Annotated in this window: 13 protein-coding genes; 8 read left to right on the forward strand and 5 right to left on the reverse strand. The window is 65.6% G+C overall.

Annotated elements, in window-relative coordinates:
* Positions 1-67: 67 nt before the first annotated feature.
* Complete coding sequence (gene gbcA / locus QMX96_RS14000) at positions 68-1,360, reverse strand: glycine-betaine demethylase subunit GbcA (protein WP_043863625.1); 1,293 nt, start codon at positions 1,358-1,360, stop codon at positions 68-70.
* Positions 1,361-1,642: 282 nt separating this feature from the next.
* Here gbcA and gbcB point away from each other — a divergent pair, with 282 nt between their 5' ends.
* Entirely contained in the window at positions 1,643-2,743 is a 1,101-nt protein-coding gene (gene gbcB / locus QMX96_RS14005) for a glycine-betaine demethylase subunit GbcB (RefSeq protein ID WP_043863626.1), read from the forward strand.
* Here the strand turns inward: gbcB and QMX96_RS14010 are convergent.
* The 3 genes from QMX96_RS14010 to QMX96_RS14020 all read right to left on the reverse strand — a co-directional run bounded on the left by QMX96_RS14010 (position 2,740) and on the right by QMX96_RS14020 (position 7,011).
* Complete coding sequence (locus tag QMX96_RS14010) at positions 2,740-3,585, reverse strand: nitrilase-related carbon-nitrogen hydrolase (RefSeq protein WP_078480831.1); 846 nt, start codon at positions 3,583-3,585, stop codon at positions 2,740-2,742. The two genes, gbcB and QMX96_RS14010, sit on opposite strands and share 4 nt — an antisense overlap.
* Complete coding sequence (locus tag QMX96_RS14015; protein ID WP_282361926.1) at positions 3,582-5,003, reverse strand: cytosine permease; 1,422 nt, start codon at positions 5,001-5,003, stop codon at positions 3,582-3,584. Before QMX96_RS14015 ends, QMX96_RS14010 begins: the two co-directional genes overlap by 4 nt.
* A gap of 382 nt (positions 5,004-5,385) precedes the next feature.
* Entirely contained in the window at positions 5,386-7,011 is a 1,626-nt protein-coding gene (locus QMX96_RS14020) for a methyl-accepting chemotaxis protein (RefSeq protein ID WP_043863629.1), read from the reverse strand.
* 278 nt (positions 7,012-7,289) lie between these two features.
* Between QMX96_RS14020 and QMX96_RS14025 the strand changes: the two genes are divergently transcribed.
* The 3 genes from QMX96_RS14025 to QMX96_RS14035 all read left to right on the forward strand — a co-directional run bounded on the left by QMX96_RS14025 (position 7,290) and on the right by QMX96_RS14035 (position 9,916).
* On the forward strand, positions 7,290-7,520 hold the full coding sequence (locus tag QMX96_RS14025) for a hypothetical protein (RefSeq protein ID WP_043863630.1): 231 nt from the start codon (positions 7,290-7,292) through the stop codon (positions 7,518-7,520).
* Positions 7,517-7,819: a cell division protein ZapA gene (locus QMX96_RS14030; protein WP_043863631.1), complete on the forward strand. Its 303-nt coding sequence runs from the start codon at positions 7,517-7,519 to the stop codon at positions 7,817-7,819. Before QMX96_RS14025 ends, QMX96_RS14030 begins: the two co-directional genes overlap by 4 nt.
* Positions 7,820-7,978: 159 nt before the next feature.
* The gene (locus tag QMX96_RS14035; protein WP_275729329.1) at positions 7,979-9,916 is read left to right on the forward strand and encodes a methyl-accepting chemotaxis protein; all 1,938 of its coding nucleotides are present in this window, start codon (positions 7,979-7,981) and stop codon (positions 9,914-9,916) included.
* An 84-nt stretch (positions 9,917-10,000) separates the two neighbouring features.
* Here QMX96_RS14035 and QMX96_RS14040 read toward each other — a convergent pair whose 3' ends face one another.
* On the reverse strand, positions 10,001-11,044 hold the full coding sequence (locus tag QMX96_RS14040; protein WP_282361928.1) for a low specificity L-threonine aldolase: 1,044 nt from the start codon (positions 11,042-11,044) through the stop codon (positions 10,001-10,003).
* A gap of 177 nt (positions 11,045-11,221) precedes the next feature.
* On the opposite strand from QMX96_RS14040, the gene glyA reads away from it, so the two are divergent.
* Genes glyA through QMX96_RS14060 form a run of 4 tightly spaced genes read left to right on the forward strand, consistent with a single transcriptional unit; the run spans position 11,222 to position 17,098 of the window.
* On the forward strand, positions 11,222-12,475 hold the full coding sequence (gene glyA / locus QMX96_RS14045) for a serine hydroxymethyltransferase (protein WP_282361929.1): 1,254 nt from the start codon (positions 11,222-11,224) through the stop codon (positions 12,473-12,475).
* A 15-nt stretch (positions 12,476-12,490) separates the two neighbouring features.
* A complete protein-coding gene (locus tag QMX96_RS14050; RefSeq protein ID WP_043863635.1) occupies positions 12,491-13,741 on the forward strand; it encodes a sarcosine oxidase subunit beta family protein in 1,251 nt (416 codons plus the stop codon).
* Positions 13,742-13,754: 13 nt separating this feature from the next.
* Positions 13,755-14,084, forward strand: a complete 330-nt coding sequence (locus QMX96_RS14055; protein WP_196931988.1) for a sarcosine oxidase subunit delta — start codon at positions 13,755-13,757, stop codon at positions 14,082-14,084.
* Complete coding sequence (locus tag QMX96_RS14060) at positions 14,081-17,098, forward strand: sarcosine oxidase subunit alpha (protein WP_282361931.1); 3,018 nt, start codon at positions 14,081-14,083, stop codon at positions 17,096-17,098. The genes QMX96_RS14055 and QMX96_RS14060 overlap by 4 nt, the downstream gene beginning before the upstream one ends.
* Positions 17,099-17,133 lie beyond the last annotated feature (35 nt).

Genomic DNA, 17,133 nt, shown 5'->3' on the forward strand with positions numbered 1-17,133 from the left:
CACAAGATCTACGCGGCCCTTGTGGGAGCGGGCTTGACCCGCGATGGGCCGCAAAGCGGCCCCAGTATTACTGCGCCGCCACACCTTTGAGATACGGCGCCGGCGCCGCGCCCAGGTTGCTCAGCATCCGCTCGCTGTACCAGTCCACGAAATTCACCACGCCAAACTCGTAGGTTTTCGAATACGGCCCCGGCTGATACGCCGTCGAGTTGATGCCGCGCTGGTTCTCTTCGGCCAGGCGCCGGTCCTGGTCGTTGGTCGCGTCCCACACCTGGCGCATGCGTGCCGGGTCGTAGTCCACGCCCTCAACCGCATCCTTGTGCACCAGCCACTTGGTGGTGACCATGCTCTCCTGGGCACTGATCGGCCATACCGTGAACACGATGATGTGATCACCCATGCAGTGGTTCCACGAATGCGGCAGGTGCAGGATGCGCATCGAGCCCAGGTCGGGGTTCTGGATGCGCCCCATCAGTTTCTGGCAGCCCAGCTTGCCGTCCAGGGTCATCGACAGCGTGCCCTTGAGCAGGGGCATGCGCACGATACGGTTGCGCAGGCCGAAGCTGGCATGCGCATAGGGGATCTTCTCCGCGTCCCACGCCGCAGCGCTGGCCGCCACGTGATCCTTGAACGCCTGGTCGGCGCGCGGGTCGGTGACGTCGTCCCATTCGAGCAGGGTCTTGAGCAGTTCCGGGTGCGAGGCGTTGCAGTGGTAGCACTCGCGATTGTTCTCCAGCACCAGCTTCCAGTTGGCCTTCTCCATCAGGGTGGTCTGCACCGCCACCTTGGTGTTCTCCATGTCGTAGGGCTCCATGTAATGGGCCAGGGTGGCGAGGAAGTCATCGATGGCCGGCGGGTTGTCGGCCAGGCTGACGAAGATGTAGCCACCGGCGGTCTTTACGTTCACCGGCTTGAGACCGTACTGCTGCATGTCGAAGTCGTCGCCCATCTCGGTGCCGGCGAACAGCAGCCGCCCGTCCAGCTCGTAGGTCCACTGGTGGTAGTGGCACACCAGCTTGGCCACCTTGCCCTTGTCGCTGGTGCACAGGCGCGAGCCACGGTGGCGGCACACGTTGTGGAAGGCATGCACCTTGCCCTCGGCACCGCGGATCACGATGATCGGGTTCTTGCCGATCTGCAGGGTCAGGTAGTTGCCCTTGGCCGGGATCTCGCAGGTCATGCCTGCAATCAGCCATTCCTTGTGGAAAATCTCCTGCATGTCGATCTGGAACAGCCGCTCATCGGTGTAGAAGGGTTGCGGCAGCGAGAAGGTGCGCTCGCGGGTCTGCAGCATGTCGGCGGTGGCCTTGCGTGCAGCGTCCAGTGGGTCGCCCAGGCTCAAGGTTGCGGTGACGTCCATCGTTCAGGTCCTCATGGCCCGTGCGGGCCGCGAAAGTGGCTAATCGTTCGTGTGGCGACGCAGGGCTCAGACAGCAGGTTGATGTGCGATGGAGTGTGCGTTCGCCCGCGCCGGCAACCATGCCCATGGGCGACATGGCCAGATCCGTTCCCGACGCGCGAGCCCTTGTGGGCGGGGGCTGGTCGCGATAAGTACGCCGATGTCGCGAACAGGAATGTGCGCCGCCGGTACCTTGCGCATCATCGTCGCCATAACAGGCCCCGATCGGCCGCGGAGACGAGCATGTCGAACAACTTCCTCAACCCGGTGACCACTCAGACCTGGGCCAACGGCCGGCATACCGTGCGCTGCGTCAAGGTCATTCAGGAAACCTGGGATGTGCGCACCTTCTGCTTCATGGCCGACCAGCCGATCCTGTTCTTCTTCAAGCCCGGACAGTTCGTGACCCTGGAGCTGGAAATCGACGGTCAGCCGATCATGCGCTCGTACACCATCTCCAGCTCGCCCTCGGTGCCCTACAGCTTTTCGGTGACCATCAAGCGCGTACCCGGCGGCAAGGTTTCCAACTGGCTGCACGACACCCTGCATGAAGGCCAGGAGCTGGCCGTGCACGGGCCGGTGGGGTTGTTCAACGCGATGGACTTCCCCAGCCCCAGGGTGCTGTACCTGAGCGGCGGGGTGGGCATCACCCCGGTGATGTCCATGGCGCGCTGGTTCTATGACACCAATGCCAATGTCGACATGGTGTTCGTGCACAGCGCGCGTTCGCCCAAGGACATCATCTACCACCGCGAGCTGGAGCACATGGCCTCGCGGATCGACAACTTCAGCCTGCACATCATCTGCGAGAAGCATGGCCTGGGCGAGGCATGGGCCGGTTATCGCGGCTACCTGAACCAGAAGCTGATGGAGCTGATCGCGCCCGATTACCTGGAACGCGAGATCTTCTGCTGCGGGCCTACGCCCTACATGAACGCGGTCAAGCGCATGCTCGAAGCCAGCGGCTATGACATGCAGCGCTACCATGAGGAGTCGTTCGGCGCCACGCCGCCCGAGGCCAAGGCCGATGCGGTAGAGAACGCCGAGCAGGCCGCCGAGGCCGCCGAGGTGGACGTGGCCGACCAGCACCAGGTGGAGTTCACCGCCAGCGGCAAGAGCATCCGCGTGGCGCCGGGCGAGACGGTGCATGCGGCAGCCGCCAAGCTCGGGCTGATGATCCCCAAGGCCTGCGGCATGGGTATCTGCGGCACCTGCAAGGTGCTCAAGCTGGGTGGCGAGGTGGACATGGAGCACAACGGCGGCATCACCGAGGACGACGAGGCCGAAGGCTATATCCTGTCGTGCTGCAGCGTGCCGCGTGGTGACGTGCGCATCGAGTTCTAGTCGCGCAGCAGCTCGTGGTACAGCGCAGGGCGCCGGTCGGCCAGCACGTGGTTGTGGTCGCTGATCTGCTTGTCCAGTGCCTGGCCCAGCCTGATGTCGGCCAGCAGCAGCTGCTTCTTGCCGACACGCTTGCCGCCCTTGAGCACATAGCCGTCGGCATCGGTGAGGGTCGAACCGCCCACCCAGCCAACCCCGCGCTCCTCGCCACAGCGGTCGCAGGCGATGACGAACAGCCGGTTGACCGAGGCGCTGGCCTGAACCCGGATGACCTCGGCCGGGCGCTGGAAGCCGGGCCGGGAGGTGTCCGGCCAGTTCACCGGTGCGCACAGCAGCTGGGCACCGCGCAGCGCCGCCAGGCGCACCCATTCGGGAAACTCCAGGTCGTAGCAGATCATCATGCCGATGCGCCCCAGGTGGGTGTCCACCACCGGCGGCGGCTCGCTGCCGGGGGTGAAGATCTGCGTTTCGCGGTCCCACAGGTGGGCCTTGCGGTAGAAGGTGCGTCGGCCGTCGGGCTCGATCAGCACCGAGCTGTTGGCCACCTGGCCGTCGGGCAGGCGCTCGCAGAAGCCGCCCACCACGATGATCTGGTACTTGGCGGCCTGCCGGGCCCAGGCCTCGAGGGTCGGCCCGTCACGGGGCTCGGACAGCGCGTGGGCCTCTTCGCGGTCGTAGAACGCGTAGCCGCTCTGCGCCAGCTCGGGCAGTACCAGCAGTTGCGCGCCGCGCTCGGCGGCCTCGGCGATGGCCACCCGGGTACGGTCGAGGTTGTAGCTTGGATTGGCAATGGTGGGCGCCAACTGGTAGCACCCGACACGCACGGTTTGCGGGGATGGGGTCATGGCTGCGGCGCCTTGGGGTCGGCGACCGGGGGCGGCGGGGTGCCGGGCAGGTGGCGCATCAGGAGCCAGTACAGCAGGGCCGAAATGATGAAGCCGGGAACGAAGGCCAGGTCGGCGCCGGACAACGCCACCGCCACCGGCCCTTGCACGCCGGCCAGCGACACGAAGGGCAGCATCGCCAGCAGCCCCCCCAGGTAGGCCAGGATGCCGGCCCAGGCCCACTGGCCGTATTCGCCCGCCGGGTCGAACATGGCCGGGATCACGTAGTTGCCTTTGCGCAACAGGTAGTAGTCGGTGAGATTGATTGCGCTCCAGGGCACCAGCACATACAGCATCAGTTGCAGGAACAGGTTGAAGCTGTCGAGGTAGCTGTCGGGCAACGCGATGGCGGTGAGGTACACCACCGCGCCAATGCCGCCCAGGCCCAGGGCACGCCCGGCCAGCCCCGGCGCCAGCGGGCGAAACGCGGTGATCGCGCTGATGCCGGTCAGCAGCGCGCCGTAGCAGTTGACGGCCATGATGCCCACCAGCGCCGGCACCGCCATCAGGATCGCGAAGGTGCCGAAGCCGGGCAGGAAGCGGTTGCCCAGGTGTTGCAGGCTGCTGATGGCTTCGGGCGCCACCACTGCCGAGGCTACCAGTGCGCCCAGCGACATCAGCCACACCGCAGAGCCTGCGGCGCCCAGATAGGTCCATAGCACCACCTTGCGCGCCGAGGTGCTGGGCGGCAGGTAGCGCGAGTAGTCCGAGACATACACCGAGTAGCTGATCTGGTAGCCGGCGGCGGCCGACAGCTGGATGAGAAAGCCCGACCACGAAAACTGCAGCTGGCGCTGAACGGTGTCGGCCTCCAGCAACAGCAGCGCTGCCAGGGTGAGCAGGCCGAACACGCCGATCAGCAGGTAGGTGAGCCAGCGCTGCACGGTGTGCAGCAGGTCGTGCCCGACCACGGCGATCACCACGGCCACCGCGATCAGCAGTGCGTACCAGAAGGCATCGCTACCCGGCAGCACAGTGGTCAGTGCATCGGTGGCCAGGATCACGTTGAACACGTTGAAGCCGATGTACACGCACACCACCGCCATGAACGGCAGCACGGCGCCTCGCAGGCCGAATTGGGCACGGGACTGGATCATCTGTGGCAGGCCAAGGCGCGGGCCCTGGTTGGCATGCAGGGCCATGCACAGGGTGCCCAGGGCCACCCCGAGCAGGATCGCCAGCACCGCCTGCCAGGCGGCCAGACCCAGGGCGGGCCCGACGAAGCCGGTGACCATGGTGGTGAGTACGAAGTTGCCGGTGAACCAGAAGGGGCCCAGATGCCAGGCCTTGCCGTGACGCTCGTCGAGGGGCACCGGGTGGATGGTACGGGTTTCTATCTTCAGGCCTGACGTTTCAGGTGCAGGTGCCGCATTGTTCATGGCGTTCCCAGGCATTCGGGCGAAAGTTTCAATGCTGATGAGGTTAGATGAAGCTGCAACTAACGGAACAACGACACACTTTCAGCGAGCGCGCAGGTACTTGCCTGAAAGTGTCTGTGATGTCCGATGTAGAGCCATTCTGATTTGTAAACTGGTATTTATGCCAGTCTGCAATGCGGGGAGGTTATTGCGAAAAGTTATCGTGCGGCGTGAGGTTTTTGATGCCGAAGTTAAAGTGCAGTGAATATTCCTACTTAATATTAGGAATAGTTTGTGAGCAACTTTAGATAAGCCTGACGAGATAGTGTTTTCGACGGCGAGCGGGGGCCGATCGAAAAAAACCGGGCGCCCGGCGCGCACTGCGCCGGGGCCCGGTGGCGACCTACACGCTGAAGCGTGCGACCAGGCCGTTCAGGCCCACCGCCAGGCGAGACAGTTCGGCACTCGCGGCGCTGGTCTGGTGCGCCCCGGTGGCCGACTGCACCGACAGGTCGTTGATGTTCACTAGGTTGCGGTCCACTTCGCGGGCCACCTGGGCCTGCTCTTCGGCGGCGCTGGCGATCACCAGGTTGCGTTCGTTGATTTCGGCCACCGCGGTGGTGATGGTCTCCAGCGACAGGCCGGCGCCGCGGGCGATGCTCAGGGTCGACTCGGCGCGTTCGGTGCTGTGGCGCATCGAGTTCACCGCCTGTTCGGTACCGCCCTGGATGCTGCCGATCATGCGCTCGATTTCGCTGGTCGACTGCTGGGTCCGGTGGGCCAGGGCGCGCACTTCGTCGGCGACCACGGCGAAGCCGCGCCCGGCTTCACCGGCACGCGCCGCCTCGATGGCGGCGTTGAGGGCCAGCAGGTTGGTCTGGTCGGCCAGGCCGCGGATCACATCGAGCACCTTGCCGATGTCACGCGACTCGCCGGCCAGGTTGCCGATCAGCTCGGCAGTACCTTGCACGTCGGCACTCATGCGCTCGATGGCGCTGACGGTCTCCATGACCAGGTCGCGACCGTCGCCGGCCGAGCGGGTGGCCTGCTTGGACGCCTCGGATGTGCTCACCGCGTTGCGTGCCACTTCTTCCACCGCGCTGGTCATCTCGGTGACGGCAGTGGCGGCCTGCTGGATCTCGTTGTTCTGCTGCTGCAGGCCGCGCGCGCTTTCGTCGGTGACTGCATTCAGCTCTTCGGCAGCCGAGGCCAGCTGGGTGGCGGAGCCGGCAATCTGCTGCAGGGTGTCGCGCAGCTTGTGCTGCATCTTGCCCATGGCGTGCAGCAGGCGCGCCGCTTCGTCGGTACCGGTGGTGTTGATCGGTTTGGTCAGGTTGCCATCGGCGATCAGCTCGGCCGCCTGCAGCGCTTCGTCGATCGGCTTGACGATGCTGCGGGTGAGCAGCAGCGCGCACAGCAGGGTCAGTGCGGTGGCGGCCACCAGCAGCACGATCACCAGGGTGAAGGCCGTGTCGTATTGCGTGGCGGCGGTCTGGTTGGTCACACGGGTCTGATCGGTGTTGATCTTGACCAGGCGATCGGTGACTGCGCTGATCTGCTCGGAGTTGTCGAGCAGGTCGTGGTTGATCAGGCTGCGCAGTGCTTCCACATCACCGGCCTGCGACAGGCTTACCATGCGGTTTTCGAGCTGGCGGTACTGGTTGAGCAGCTGCACGTACTGGTTGTACGCGCCCCGTTCCTCGTCGCCTTCGATCAGTGGCTCGTAGGCCCGGCGCGCTTCGTCGATCTGGGCATTGCGCTTGGCCAGCAGTTGCACGGTGTCCTGCAGGGTGGCGGCTTCGCGGTTGAGCAGCAGGCGGTAGGACAACGTGCGCAGGCGCAGGGTGAGTTGGGTGAGCTGGTCGAGGTTGGTGATGCTGGGCACGCTGATCTGTTCGATGGCTTCGCCGGCCTTGCGTATCTGCCCCATCTGGTTGAGGGCAAAGATGCCCAATGCAAGCATCAGGGCGCCGATCAGCGAAAACCCCAGAAGTGCGCGCGGGGCGATGTTCATGTTACGTAATGACATGGTTTTATCCGGCAGGGAATAGGAATGCGCGCGGTCCATGCGTCGTGGGGCAACTCTTATTGCCTATCGGTCAAAGCAGGGCAGACTTGAGGGGGCATGTAACTAAATGTGAACCACCGGTCATTTTTTTTACCCCGGCATCCGACCAAGCGCTGGAACCGGTTGCCGATCGACGGGTCAATCTGCACCCGGTCGAGGCTCTGGCCCCGATATCCCTGGCGAGTGCGGTGAGATTTCTTTATCGTGTGCGCCCCCTGAAAAACCGTGAGAACGCAATCATGCTGGAAACATCCCTGAGTCAACTGGAGCAACTGGTCAACGACCTGGTGCAGAAGAACCTCGACCTGGCCGAGCGCAACGCGCAGCTGAGCGACGAACTGGCCCAGGCCAAGGACGAGAACGAAAGCCTGCAACTGAGCCTGATGGAGCAGGAAGAGAAGCAAGGTGCAACCGCCGCGCGTATCCAGGCGCTGGTTGAACGTGCCGGTGGCGGCGCCGTTACCGCATGAAGACCACCGCGCAGTCGATCAATGTCGTGTCGATAATGGGCAATGACTATTCGATCAAGGCCCCTGAAGGTCAGGAGCAGACCCTGGCGCAGGCGGTGCAGATGCTCAAGGCCTCCCTGGCCGATACCAAGCGCAAGTACCCGTCGCTGATCGGCGACAAGTTGCTGGTGCTGGCCGCCCTGAACCTGTGCTCGCAGCAGATCGAACTGCAACAGGCACATCAGGAAGCCCTCGACCGTTATCAAGAGCAAGTCAGCGCCACGGTCGACGTCATTGCCCGGACAATCGGCAACAGCTGATTTCCCCCTCGCGTGCATTCCCTCTTTACTGTGCTGGCTCACTGACCCCTGGGGGCAGTGAGCGGCCCGAGTGTGGCTGACTGCTAGCATTGTATTTTCTGTTGTATACAATTGGCCTGGTGTTCGCGGTACACGGCTGGTTTAACTCAGGGGAAATTCATGCAGTTCTGGCGGCGCAGTATCCAGTGGCAATTGATCGCAAGCATGGGCGCGGCCCTGGTGGCGAGCATTCTGATCGTGGTTGGTATCTACACCGTGGCGGTCAATCGACTGACCGAGCGCTACCTGGTGGAGACGGCGCTGCCGGCGAGCATCGAGGCCATGCGCAACGATATCGAGCGCATGTTGGGCCGGCCTCTGACGGCGGCGGCCGACATTGCCAACAACACCTTGTTGCGCGACTGGCTGGCAGCGGGGGAGCCCCCCGAACAGGCCGGTGCGTTCGTCGAGTACCTGGAGTCGGTGCGTGTGCACAACCAGGCGTTCACCGCGCTGTTCGCCGCCACGGGCAGCAATCACTACTACAACCAGGGCGGGCTGGACCGCACCTTGAGCCGCGACAACCCGAAGGACTCGTGGTTCTTCGGGTTCATCGACAGTGGCAAGCCGCGCCTGCTCAATATCGACACGGACATCAGCAGTGGCGACCTGGCGCTGTTCATCGACTTTCGGGTGGAAAAAGCCGGCCAGCTGGTGGGCATTGCCGGGCTGGGCCTGCGCATGACCGAGTTGTCCCAACTGATCCACGACTTCAGTTTCGGTGAGCGCGGCCGGGTGTTCCTGGTGCGCGGCGATGGACTGATCCAGGTGCACCCGCAGTCCGAGTTCAGCGGCAAGCGCCAGTTGGCCGAGCAGATCGGCGAAGGCGCCGCCCAGCGTGCGTTGACCCCGCACGAGGGCCTGCAGCAGAGCCGCTTCGAGCGCGATGGCGAGACCTACCTGGCCCTGAGCCTGCCGCTGCGCGACCTGAACTGGACCCTGGTGGCCGAGGTGCCCGAGGCGCAGATCTACGCCCAGGTGAACCAGGCCGTGTGGCTCACCAGCCTGATCGGCGCGGCGGTGGCGTTGCTGTCGCTGCTGCTGGTGGTATGGCTGGCGCGCGGCATCGTGCGCCCGCTGCGCCGGGTGACCGGTGCGCTGACCGCGATTGCCCAGGGCGGTGGCGACCTGACCCAGCGCCTGGACGAGTCGCGGGCCGATGAACTGGGCGACCTGGCCCGGGGTTTCAACCGTTTTCTGGACAGCCAGCGCGACCTGATCGGCGAGGTGCTGCGCACCACCGAGCACCTGCGCAGCGCCGTGGGGCAGGTGAGCGCGGTGGTGGAGGACACCGCCGCGCGCTCCCATCGCCAGCAGGAGATGACCGAGATGGTGGCCACTGCCGTGCACCAGATGGGCCTCACCGTGCAGGACATCGCGCAGAATGCCGGCCAGGCCGCGCACGCCTCGCAGACCGCGCGCACCGAAGCGTTGCAGGCGCGCGAGGTGGTGCAGCGCTCGATTGCGCACATCGAAGGCATGTCGGGCGAGATCGGCGTGGCGGCCAGTGCGGTTGGCCAACTGGCACAGGAGGTGGCGTCCATCGACGAGGTGCTGGCGGTGATCCGCAGCATTTCCGAGCAGACCAACCTGCTGGCGTTGAACGCGGCGATCGAGGCGGCGCGGGCCGGGGAGATGGGCCGTGGCTTCGCTGTGGTGGCCGACGAGGTACGTACCCTGGCCCAGCGAACCCAGGTGTCCACCGACGAGGTGCAGCAGATGATCCAGCGCCTCAAGCAGGGGGCGGGCAGCGCGGTGGCGTCGATGCAGGCGGGGCAGGCGGCGACCGGCACCGGCGTGGCGTCGAGCCAGCAGACCGGAGCGTCGTTGACCACCATTACCGGGCAGGTGGAACACATCACCGACATGAACCTGCAGGTGGCCACGGCCACCGAGGAGCAGTCGGCGGTGACCGAGGAGATCAACCGCAACGTGCAGGGGATTTCCGACCTGGCGCGCCAGACGGTGGCGCAGGTGGAGGCGTGTCGGGTGGATTGCCAGGCGTTGCGCGGGCTGGCTGATGACCTGGCGCGGCAGATGGGTGGGTTCAGGCTCTAGATCAGGGTGATTGCTTCGTCGGCAAGGCCGGCTCCTACAGGTTGGCGGTGTCTGTAGGAGCCGGCCTTGCCGGCGAAGGGGCCATCAGCGACCCAGCGTTACCGCACGAATATCCGCCGCCAGCTCGCGCACCCGTGCCTCGTCGGTGTCCCACGAGCACATGAACCGTGCGCCGCCGCTGCCGATGAAGGTGTAGAACCGCCAGCCCTTGGCGCGCAGCGCTTCCAGTGCCGGCTCCGGCATCTGCAGAAACACTCCGTTGGCTTCTACCGGGAACATCAACTGCACCGCCGGGATGTCCGCCACCAGCCCGCTGAGCAACTGCGCGCAGTGGTTGGCGTGCTGCGCATGGCGCAGCCACGCACCGTCTTCGAGCAACCCCACCCACGGCGCCGACAGAAAGCGCATCTTCGACGCCAGCTGCCCGGCCTGCTTGCAGCGGTAGTCGAAGTCTTCGGCCAGCTTGCGGTTGAAGAACAGGATCGCCTCGCCCACCGCCATGCCGTTCTTGGTGCCGCCAAAGCACAGCACGTCGATGCCGGCCTTCCAGGTCAGTTCGGCCGGCGAGCAGCCCAGGAACGCGCAGGCATTGCTGAAGCGCGCGCCGTCCATGTGCAGGTTCAGGCCCAGCTCCTTGCAGGTGGCGCTGATCGCCTTGAGCTCTTCGGGCCGATACACGTTGCCCACTTCGGTGGCCTGGGTGATGGTCACCACGCGTGGCTTGGGGTAGTGGATGTCCTGGCGCTTGAGCGCCACTTCGCGGATGGACTCGGGCGTGAGCTTGCCGTTTTCGCTGCGGGCGGTGAGCAGTTTGGAGCCGTTGGAGAAGAACTCCGGCGCGCCGCATTCGTCGGTCTCGACGTGGGCGGCCTCGGAGCAGATCACGCTGTGGTAGCTCTGGCACAGGGACGACAGGGCCAGGGAGTTGGCGGCGGTGCCGTTGAAGGCGAAGAACACCTCGCAGTCGGTCTCGAACAGTTTGCGAAAGTGGTCGGAGGCCTTGGCGGTCCACTGGTCGTCGCCGTAGGCGCGTTCGTGGCCCTGGTTGGCCTTGTCCATCGCCGCCCAGGCTTCGGGGCAGATGCCGGAATAGTTGTCGCTGGCAAATTGCTGGCTTTGTTCTGTCATTGCACTGTCCTGTGGTCGACGCAGGCAAGCACTCTAAACCAACTATCAAATCGCCGACTACAAGGGCCATGTCGTAAACGCACCTTTGCGTGGCGTGCGCAGGCATCTGGACGGCCCGCGCCAGCCCTACCATCGCAGCCAAAGGGCGCTGTCCATGCCACTGCCGGGAGAGATGCGATGTTCACCAAGCACGACCAGATCCAGGGTTACGACGATGCACTGCTGGCGGCGATCAACGCCGAGGAACAGCGCCAGGAAGACCACATCGAACTGATCGCCTCGGAAAACTACACCAGCAAGCGCGTGATGCAGGCCCAGGGCAGCGGCCTGACCAACAAGTACGCCGAAGGCTACCCGGGCAAGCGCTACTACGGCGGCTGCGAGCACGTGGACAAGGTCGAGCAACTGGCCATCGATCGTGCCAGGCAGCTGTTCGGCGCCGACTATGCCAACGTCCAGCCGCACTCCGGCAGCCAGGCCAACGCCGCGGTGTACCTGGCCCTGCTGCAGACCGGCGACACCGTGCTGGGCATGAGCCTGGCCCACGGCGGCCACCTCACCCACGGTGCCAAGGTCAGTTTCAGCGGCAAGCTGTACAACGCCGTGCAATACGGCATCGACACCCGCACCGGCCTGATCGACTACGACGAGGTCGAGCGCCTGGCCGTCGAGCACCAGCCGAAGATGATCATTGCCGGGTTTTCGGCCTACAGCAAAACCCTCGATTTCCCACGCTTTCGCCAGATCGCCGACAAGGTCGGCGCCTACCTGTTCGTCGACATGGCCCACGTCGCCGGGCTGGTCGCGGCGGGCCTGTATCCCAACCCGCTGCCCTATGCCGACGTGGTCACCACCACCACCCACAAGACCCTGCGTGGCCCGCGTGGCGGGCTGATCCTGGCCAGGGCCAACGAAGCGCTGGAAAAGAAACTCAACGCCGCGGTGTTCCCCGGCGGGCAGGGCGGCCCGCTGATGCATGTGATCGCGGCCAAGGCGGTGTGCTTCAAGGAGGCCCTGGAGCCCGGCTTCAAGGCTTACCAGCAACAGGTGATCGACAACGCCCGGGCGATGGCTGCGGTGTTCATCGAGCGTGGTTTCGACGTGGTGTCCGGTGGCACCGACAACCACCTGTTCCTGGTCAGCCTGATCCGCCAGGGCCTGACCGGCAAGGACGCCGATGCCGCCCTGGGGCGCGCCCACATCACCGTCAACAAGAACGCCGTGCCCAACGACCCGCAGTCGCCGTTCGTCACCTCGGGCCTGCGCATCGGCACCCCGGCCGTCACCAGCCGTGGCTTCAAGGTGGCCCAGTGCACGGAGCTGGCCGGCTGGATCTGCGACATCCTCGACCACCTGGGCGATGCCGATGTCGAGGCCGACGTGGCCAGGAGCGTGTCGGCACTGTGTGCGGATTTTCCGGTTTACCGCTGAGTGGAGTAACAGACCATGCAACGCTATTCGGGCTTCGGCCTTTTCAAGCACTCGCTCAGCCACCACGAGAACTGGCAGCGCATGTGGCGCACGCCCACCCCGAAGAAGGTCTACGACGTGGTCATCGTCGGCGGCGGCGGGCACGGCCTGGCCACCGCCTACTACCTGGCCAAGGTGCACGGCATCACCAATGTGGCGGTGGTCGAGAAGGGCTGGCTGGGCGGCGGCAACACCGCGCGCAACACCACCATCGTGCGCTCCAACTACCTGTGGGACGAGTCGGCGCACCTCTATGAGCACGCGATGAAGCTCTGGGAGGGGTTGTCCCAGGACATCAACTACAACGTCATGTTCTCCCAGCGCGGGGTCTACAACCTGTGCCACACGCTGCAGGACATGCGCGACTCCGAGCGCCGGGTCAGCGCCAACCGGCTCAACGGCGTGGACGGCGAACTGCTGAACAGCAAGCAGGTGGCCGACGAGATTCCGCACCTGGACTGCTCCAGAAACACCCGTTATCCGGTTCTCGGCGCCACCGTGCAGCGCCGCGGCGGCGTGGCGCGTCACGATGCCGTGGCCTGGGGCTATGCGCGTGCCGCCGATGCCCTGGGCGTGGACCTGATCCAGCAGACCGAGGTGATCGGCTTTCGCAAGGAAAACGGCGCGGTGGTCGGCGTCGAGACCAACAAGGGCTTCATCGGTGCGCGGCGCGTGGGCGTGGTCACCGCCGGCAACTCCGGGCACATGGCCAGGCTGGCCGGCTTTCGCCTGCCCATCGAGTCGCACCCGCTGCAGGCACTGGTGTCCGAGCCGCTCAAGCCGATCATCGACAGCGTGATCATGTCCAACGCGGTGCACGGCTACATCAGCCAGTCGGACAAGGGCGACCTGGTGATCGGCGCCGGCATCGACGGCTGGGTGGGTTACGGCCAGCGCGGTTCGTACCCGGTGATCGAACATACCCTGCAGGCCATCGTCGAGATGTTCCCGATCCTGTCGCGGGTGCGCATGAACCGCCAGTGGGGCGGCATCGTCGACACCACCCCGGACGCCTGCCCGATCATCTCCAAGACCCCGGTGGCGAACATGTTCTTCAACTGCGGCTGGGGCACTGGCGGTTTCAAGGCCACGCCGGGCTCGGGCCACGTGTTCGCCGCGAGCCTGGCCACCGGCGAGATGCATGCACTGGCCAAGCCGTTTTCCATCGACCGTTTCCATAACGGCGCCCTGATCGACGAGCACGGCGCTGCCGCTGTCGCCCACTAACAGGAGACACTCCATGTTGCACATCTTCTGTCCCCACTGCGGCGAGCTGCGCTCCGAGGAAGAATTCCATGCCGCCGGCCAGGCGCACATTCCGCGCCCGCTGGACCCGAATGCCTGCACCGACGAGCAGTGGGGCGACTACCTGTTCTTTCGTGACAACCCGCGCGGCCTGCACCACGAGCTGTGGATCCATGCCGCGGGCTGCCGCCAGTACTTCAACGCCACCCGCGACACCGTGACCTACGAGATTCTCGAAACCTATCCGATTGGTGCCAGGCCCCAGGCGCGCGCCCAGGAAAACGCCCCGCAGCTGGCTGTCACCGGCCAGGGAGAAAAGGTATGAGCCAGCGCTATCGTCTGCCCAACGGCGGTCGTATCGACCGCAGCCAGGTCCTCGACTTCACCTTCAACGGCCAGCGCTACCAGGGCTACCAGGGCGACACCCTGGCCGCCGCGCTGCTGGCCAATGGCGTCGACATCGTGGGGCGCAGCTTCAAGTACTCGCGCCCACGCGGCATCATCGCCGCCGGCAGCGAAGAGCCCAACGCGATCCTGCAGATCGGTGCCAGCGAGGCCACCCAGGTACCCAACGTGCGCGCTACCCAGCAGGCGCTGTACGCCGGGCTGGTGGCCACCAGCACCAACGGCTGGCCCAGCGTGAACACCGACGTGATGGGCATCCTCGGCAAGGTCGGCGGCAAGCTGATGCCGCCGGGGTTCTACTACAAGACGTTCATGTACCCGCAGTCGTTCTGGATGACCTACGAGAAGTACATCCGCAAGGCCGCGGGCCTGGGCCGTTCGCCGCTGGAAAACGACCCGGACAGCTACGACTACATGAACCACCACTGCGATGTGCTGGTGGTGGGCGCAGGCCCCGCCGGGCTGGCCGCGGCACTGGCAGCCGGGCGCAGCGGGGCGCGAGTGATCCTGGCCGACGAGCAGGAGGAGTTCGGCGGCAGCCTGCTCGATACCCGCGAAACCCTCGACGGCCAGCCCGCCGCCGAGTGGGTGGCCAAGGTGATCGACGAGCTGCAGGGCATGCCCGAGGTCACCTTGCTGGCGCGGGCCACGGTCAACGGCTACCACGACCACAACTTCCTCACGATCCACCAGCGCCTCACCGATCACCTGGGCGACCGCGCACCCATCGGCCAGGTGCGCCAGCGCATGCACCGTGTGCGCGCCGGGCGTGTGGTGCTGGCCACCGGTGCCCACGAGCGGCCGCTGGTGTACGGCAACAACGATGTGCCGGGCAACATGCTCGCCGGCGCGGTATCTACCTACGTGCGCCGTTATGGCGTGGCGCCGGGGCGCAAGCTGGTGCTGTCGACCAACAACGACCACGCCTATCGCGTGGCGCTGGACTGGCACGACGCCGGGCTCAAGGTGGTCGCGGTCGCCGATGCGCGGCACAACCCGCGTGGCTCGCTGGTGGAGGAGGCACGTGCCAAGGGCATTCGCATCCTCACCTCCAGCGCGGTGATCGAGGCGCGCGGCAGCAAGCATGTGACGGCAGCGCGGGTGGCGGCCATCGACGTGGCCGCACACCAGGTCACCAGCCCCGGCGAATGGCTGGACTGCGACCTGGTGGCGACATCGGGCGGCTACAGCCCGGTGGTGCACCTGGCTTCGCACCTGGGCGGCAAGCCGCTGTGGCGCGACGACATTCTCGGCTTCGTGCCCGGCGACGCGCCGCAGAAGCGCGTGTGCGTGGGGGGCGTCAATGGCGTGTTCGCCCTGGGCGATGCGCTGGCCGACGGTTTCGAAGGCGGCGTGCGTGCGGCCACCGAGGCCGGTTTCAAGGCAGTGGAGGGCGTTCTGCCCAAGGTGCTGGTGCGTCCGGAGGAGCCCACCGTGGCGCTGTTCCAGGTACCCCATGACCGCAACACCGCGCGGGCACCCAAGCAGTTCGTCGACCAGCAGAACGATGTGACTGCGGCCGCCATCGAACTGGCCACCCGCGAAGGCTTCGAGTCGGTGGAGCACGTCAAGCGCTACACCGCGCTGGGGTTCGGCACCGACCAGGGCAAGCTGGGCAACATCAACGGGCTGGCGATCGCCGCACGCTCGCTGGGCATCGGCATTGCGCAGATGGGCACCACCATGTTTCGCCCCAACTACACGCCGGTGACCTTCGGCGCGGTGGCCGGGCGCCATTGCGGCCACCTGTTCGAGCCGGTGCGCTTCACCGCCCTGCATGCCTGGCATGTGAAGAACGGCGCCGAGTTCGAGGACGTCGGCCAGTGGAAGCGCCCGTGGTATTTCCCCCGCGGCGGCGAAGACCTGCAGGCGGCGGTGGCCCGCGAATGCAAGGCGGTGCGCGACAGCGTCGGCCTGCTGGATGCCTCGACCCTGGGCAAGATCGACATCCAGGGCCCGGACGCCCGCGAGTTCCTCAACCGCATCTACACCAACGCCTGGACCAAGCTCGACGTGGGCAAGGCGCGCTACGGCCTGATGTGCAAGGAAGACGGCATGGTCTTCGACGATGGCGTGACCGCGTGCCTGGGCGACAACCACTTCCTGATGACCACCACCACCGGCGGCGCGGCGCGGGTGCTGCAATGGCTGGAGATCTACCAGCAGACCGAATGGCCAGAGCTGAAGGTGTACTTCACCTCCGTCACCGACCACTGGGCCACGCTGACCCTGTCGGGGCCCAACAGCCGCAAGCTGCTGGCTGAAGTGACCGACATCGACCTGGACAGGGACGCCTTCCCGTTCATGAGCTGGAAGGAGGGCCTGGTGGGCGGGGTGCCGGCGCGGGTGTTCCGCATCTCGTTCACCGGCGAGCTGTCGTATGAAGTGAACGTGCAGGCCAATTACGCGATGGGCGTGCTGGAGCAGATCGTCGCCGCCGGCAAGCCGTACAACCTCACCCCCTATGGCACCGAGACCATGCACGTGCTGCGCGCCGAGAAGGGTTTCATCATTGTCGGCCAGGACACCGACGGCTCGATGACCCCGGACGACCTGAACATGGGTTGGTGCGTGGGGCGCACCAAGCCGTTCTCGTGGATCGGCTGGCGCGGCATGAACCGGGAAGACTGCGTGCGCGAGAACCGCAAGCAACTGGTGGGGCTCAAGCCGGTGGACCCGAGCCAATGGTTGCCCGAGGGCGCGCAGCTGGTGCTGGACCCCAAACAGCCGATTCCGATGGACATGGTGGGGCACGTGACCTCGAGCTACACGAGCAACTCGCTGGGCTATTCGTTTGCCATGGGGGTGGTCAAGGGCGGGCTCAAACGCATGGGCGAGCGGGTGTTTTCGCCGCAGGCCGATGGCAGCGTGATCGAGGCCGAGATCTGCGCCTCGGTGTTCTTTGATCCGAAGGGTGAGCGGCAGAACATCTGATGGTTGCAGGAGCAGCCTTGCTGGCGAAGCGACCA

Origin of the sequence: Pseudomonas sp. PS01300 (genome assembly GCF_029960155.1) — a bacterium.
Lineage (GTDB): Bacteria > Pseudomonadota > Gammaproteobacteria > Pseudomonadales > Pseudomonadaceae > Aquipseudomonas > Aquipseudomonas palmensis.

Coding starts and splice junctions, on each gene's coding strand:
- gbcA (WP_043863625.1), bottom strand. CDS start 1,360: ATGGACGTCACCGCAACCTTGAGCCTGGGCGACCCACTGGACGCTGCA.
- gbcB (WP_043863626.1), top strand. CDS start 1,643: ATGTCGAACAACTTCCTCAACCCGGTGACCACTCAGACCTGGGCCAAC.
- QMX96_RS14010 (WP_078480831.1), bottom strand. CDS start 3,585: ATGACCCCATCCCCGCAAACCGTGCGTGTCGGGTGCTACCAGTTGGCG.
- QMX96_RS14015 (WP_282361926.1), bottom strand. CDS start 5,003: ATGAACAATGCGGCACCTGCACCTGAAACGTCAGGCCTGAAGATAGAA.
- QMX96_RS14020 (WP_043863629.1), bottom strand. CDS start 7,011: ATGTCATTACGTAACATGAACATCGCCCCGCGCGCACTTCTGGGGTTT.
- QMX96_RS14025 (WP_043863630.1), top strand. CDS start 7,290: ATGCTGGAAACATCCCTGAGTCAACTGGAGCAACTGGTCAACGACCTG.
- QMX96_RS14030 (WP_043863631.1), top strand. CDS start 7,517: ATGAAGACCACCGCGCAGTCGATCAATGTCGTGTCGATAATGGGCAAT.
- QMX96_RS14035 (WP_275729329.1), top strand. CDS start 7,979: ATGCAGTTCTGGCGGCGCAGTATCCAGTGGCAATTGATCGCAAGCATG.
- QMX96_RS14040 (WP_282361928.1), bottom strand. CDS start 11,044: ATGACAGAACAAAGCCAGCAATTTGCCAGCGACAACTATTCCGGCATC.
- glyA (WP_282361929.1), top strand. CDS start 11,222: ATGTTCACCAAGCACGACCAGATCCAGGGTTACGACGATGCACTGCTG.
- QMX96_RS14050 (WP_043863635.1), top strand. CDS start 12,491: ATGCAACGCTATTCGGGCTTCGGCCTTTTCAAGCACTCGCTCAGCCAC.
- QMX96_RS14055 (WP_196931988.1), top strand. CDS start 13,755: ATGTTGCACATCTTCTGTCCCCACTGCGGCGAGCTGCGCTCCGAGGAA.
- QMX96_RS14060 (WP_282361931.1), top strand. CDS start 14,081: ATGAGCCAGCGCTATCGTCTGCCCAACGGCGGTCGTATCGACCGCAGC.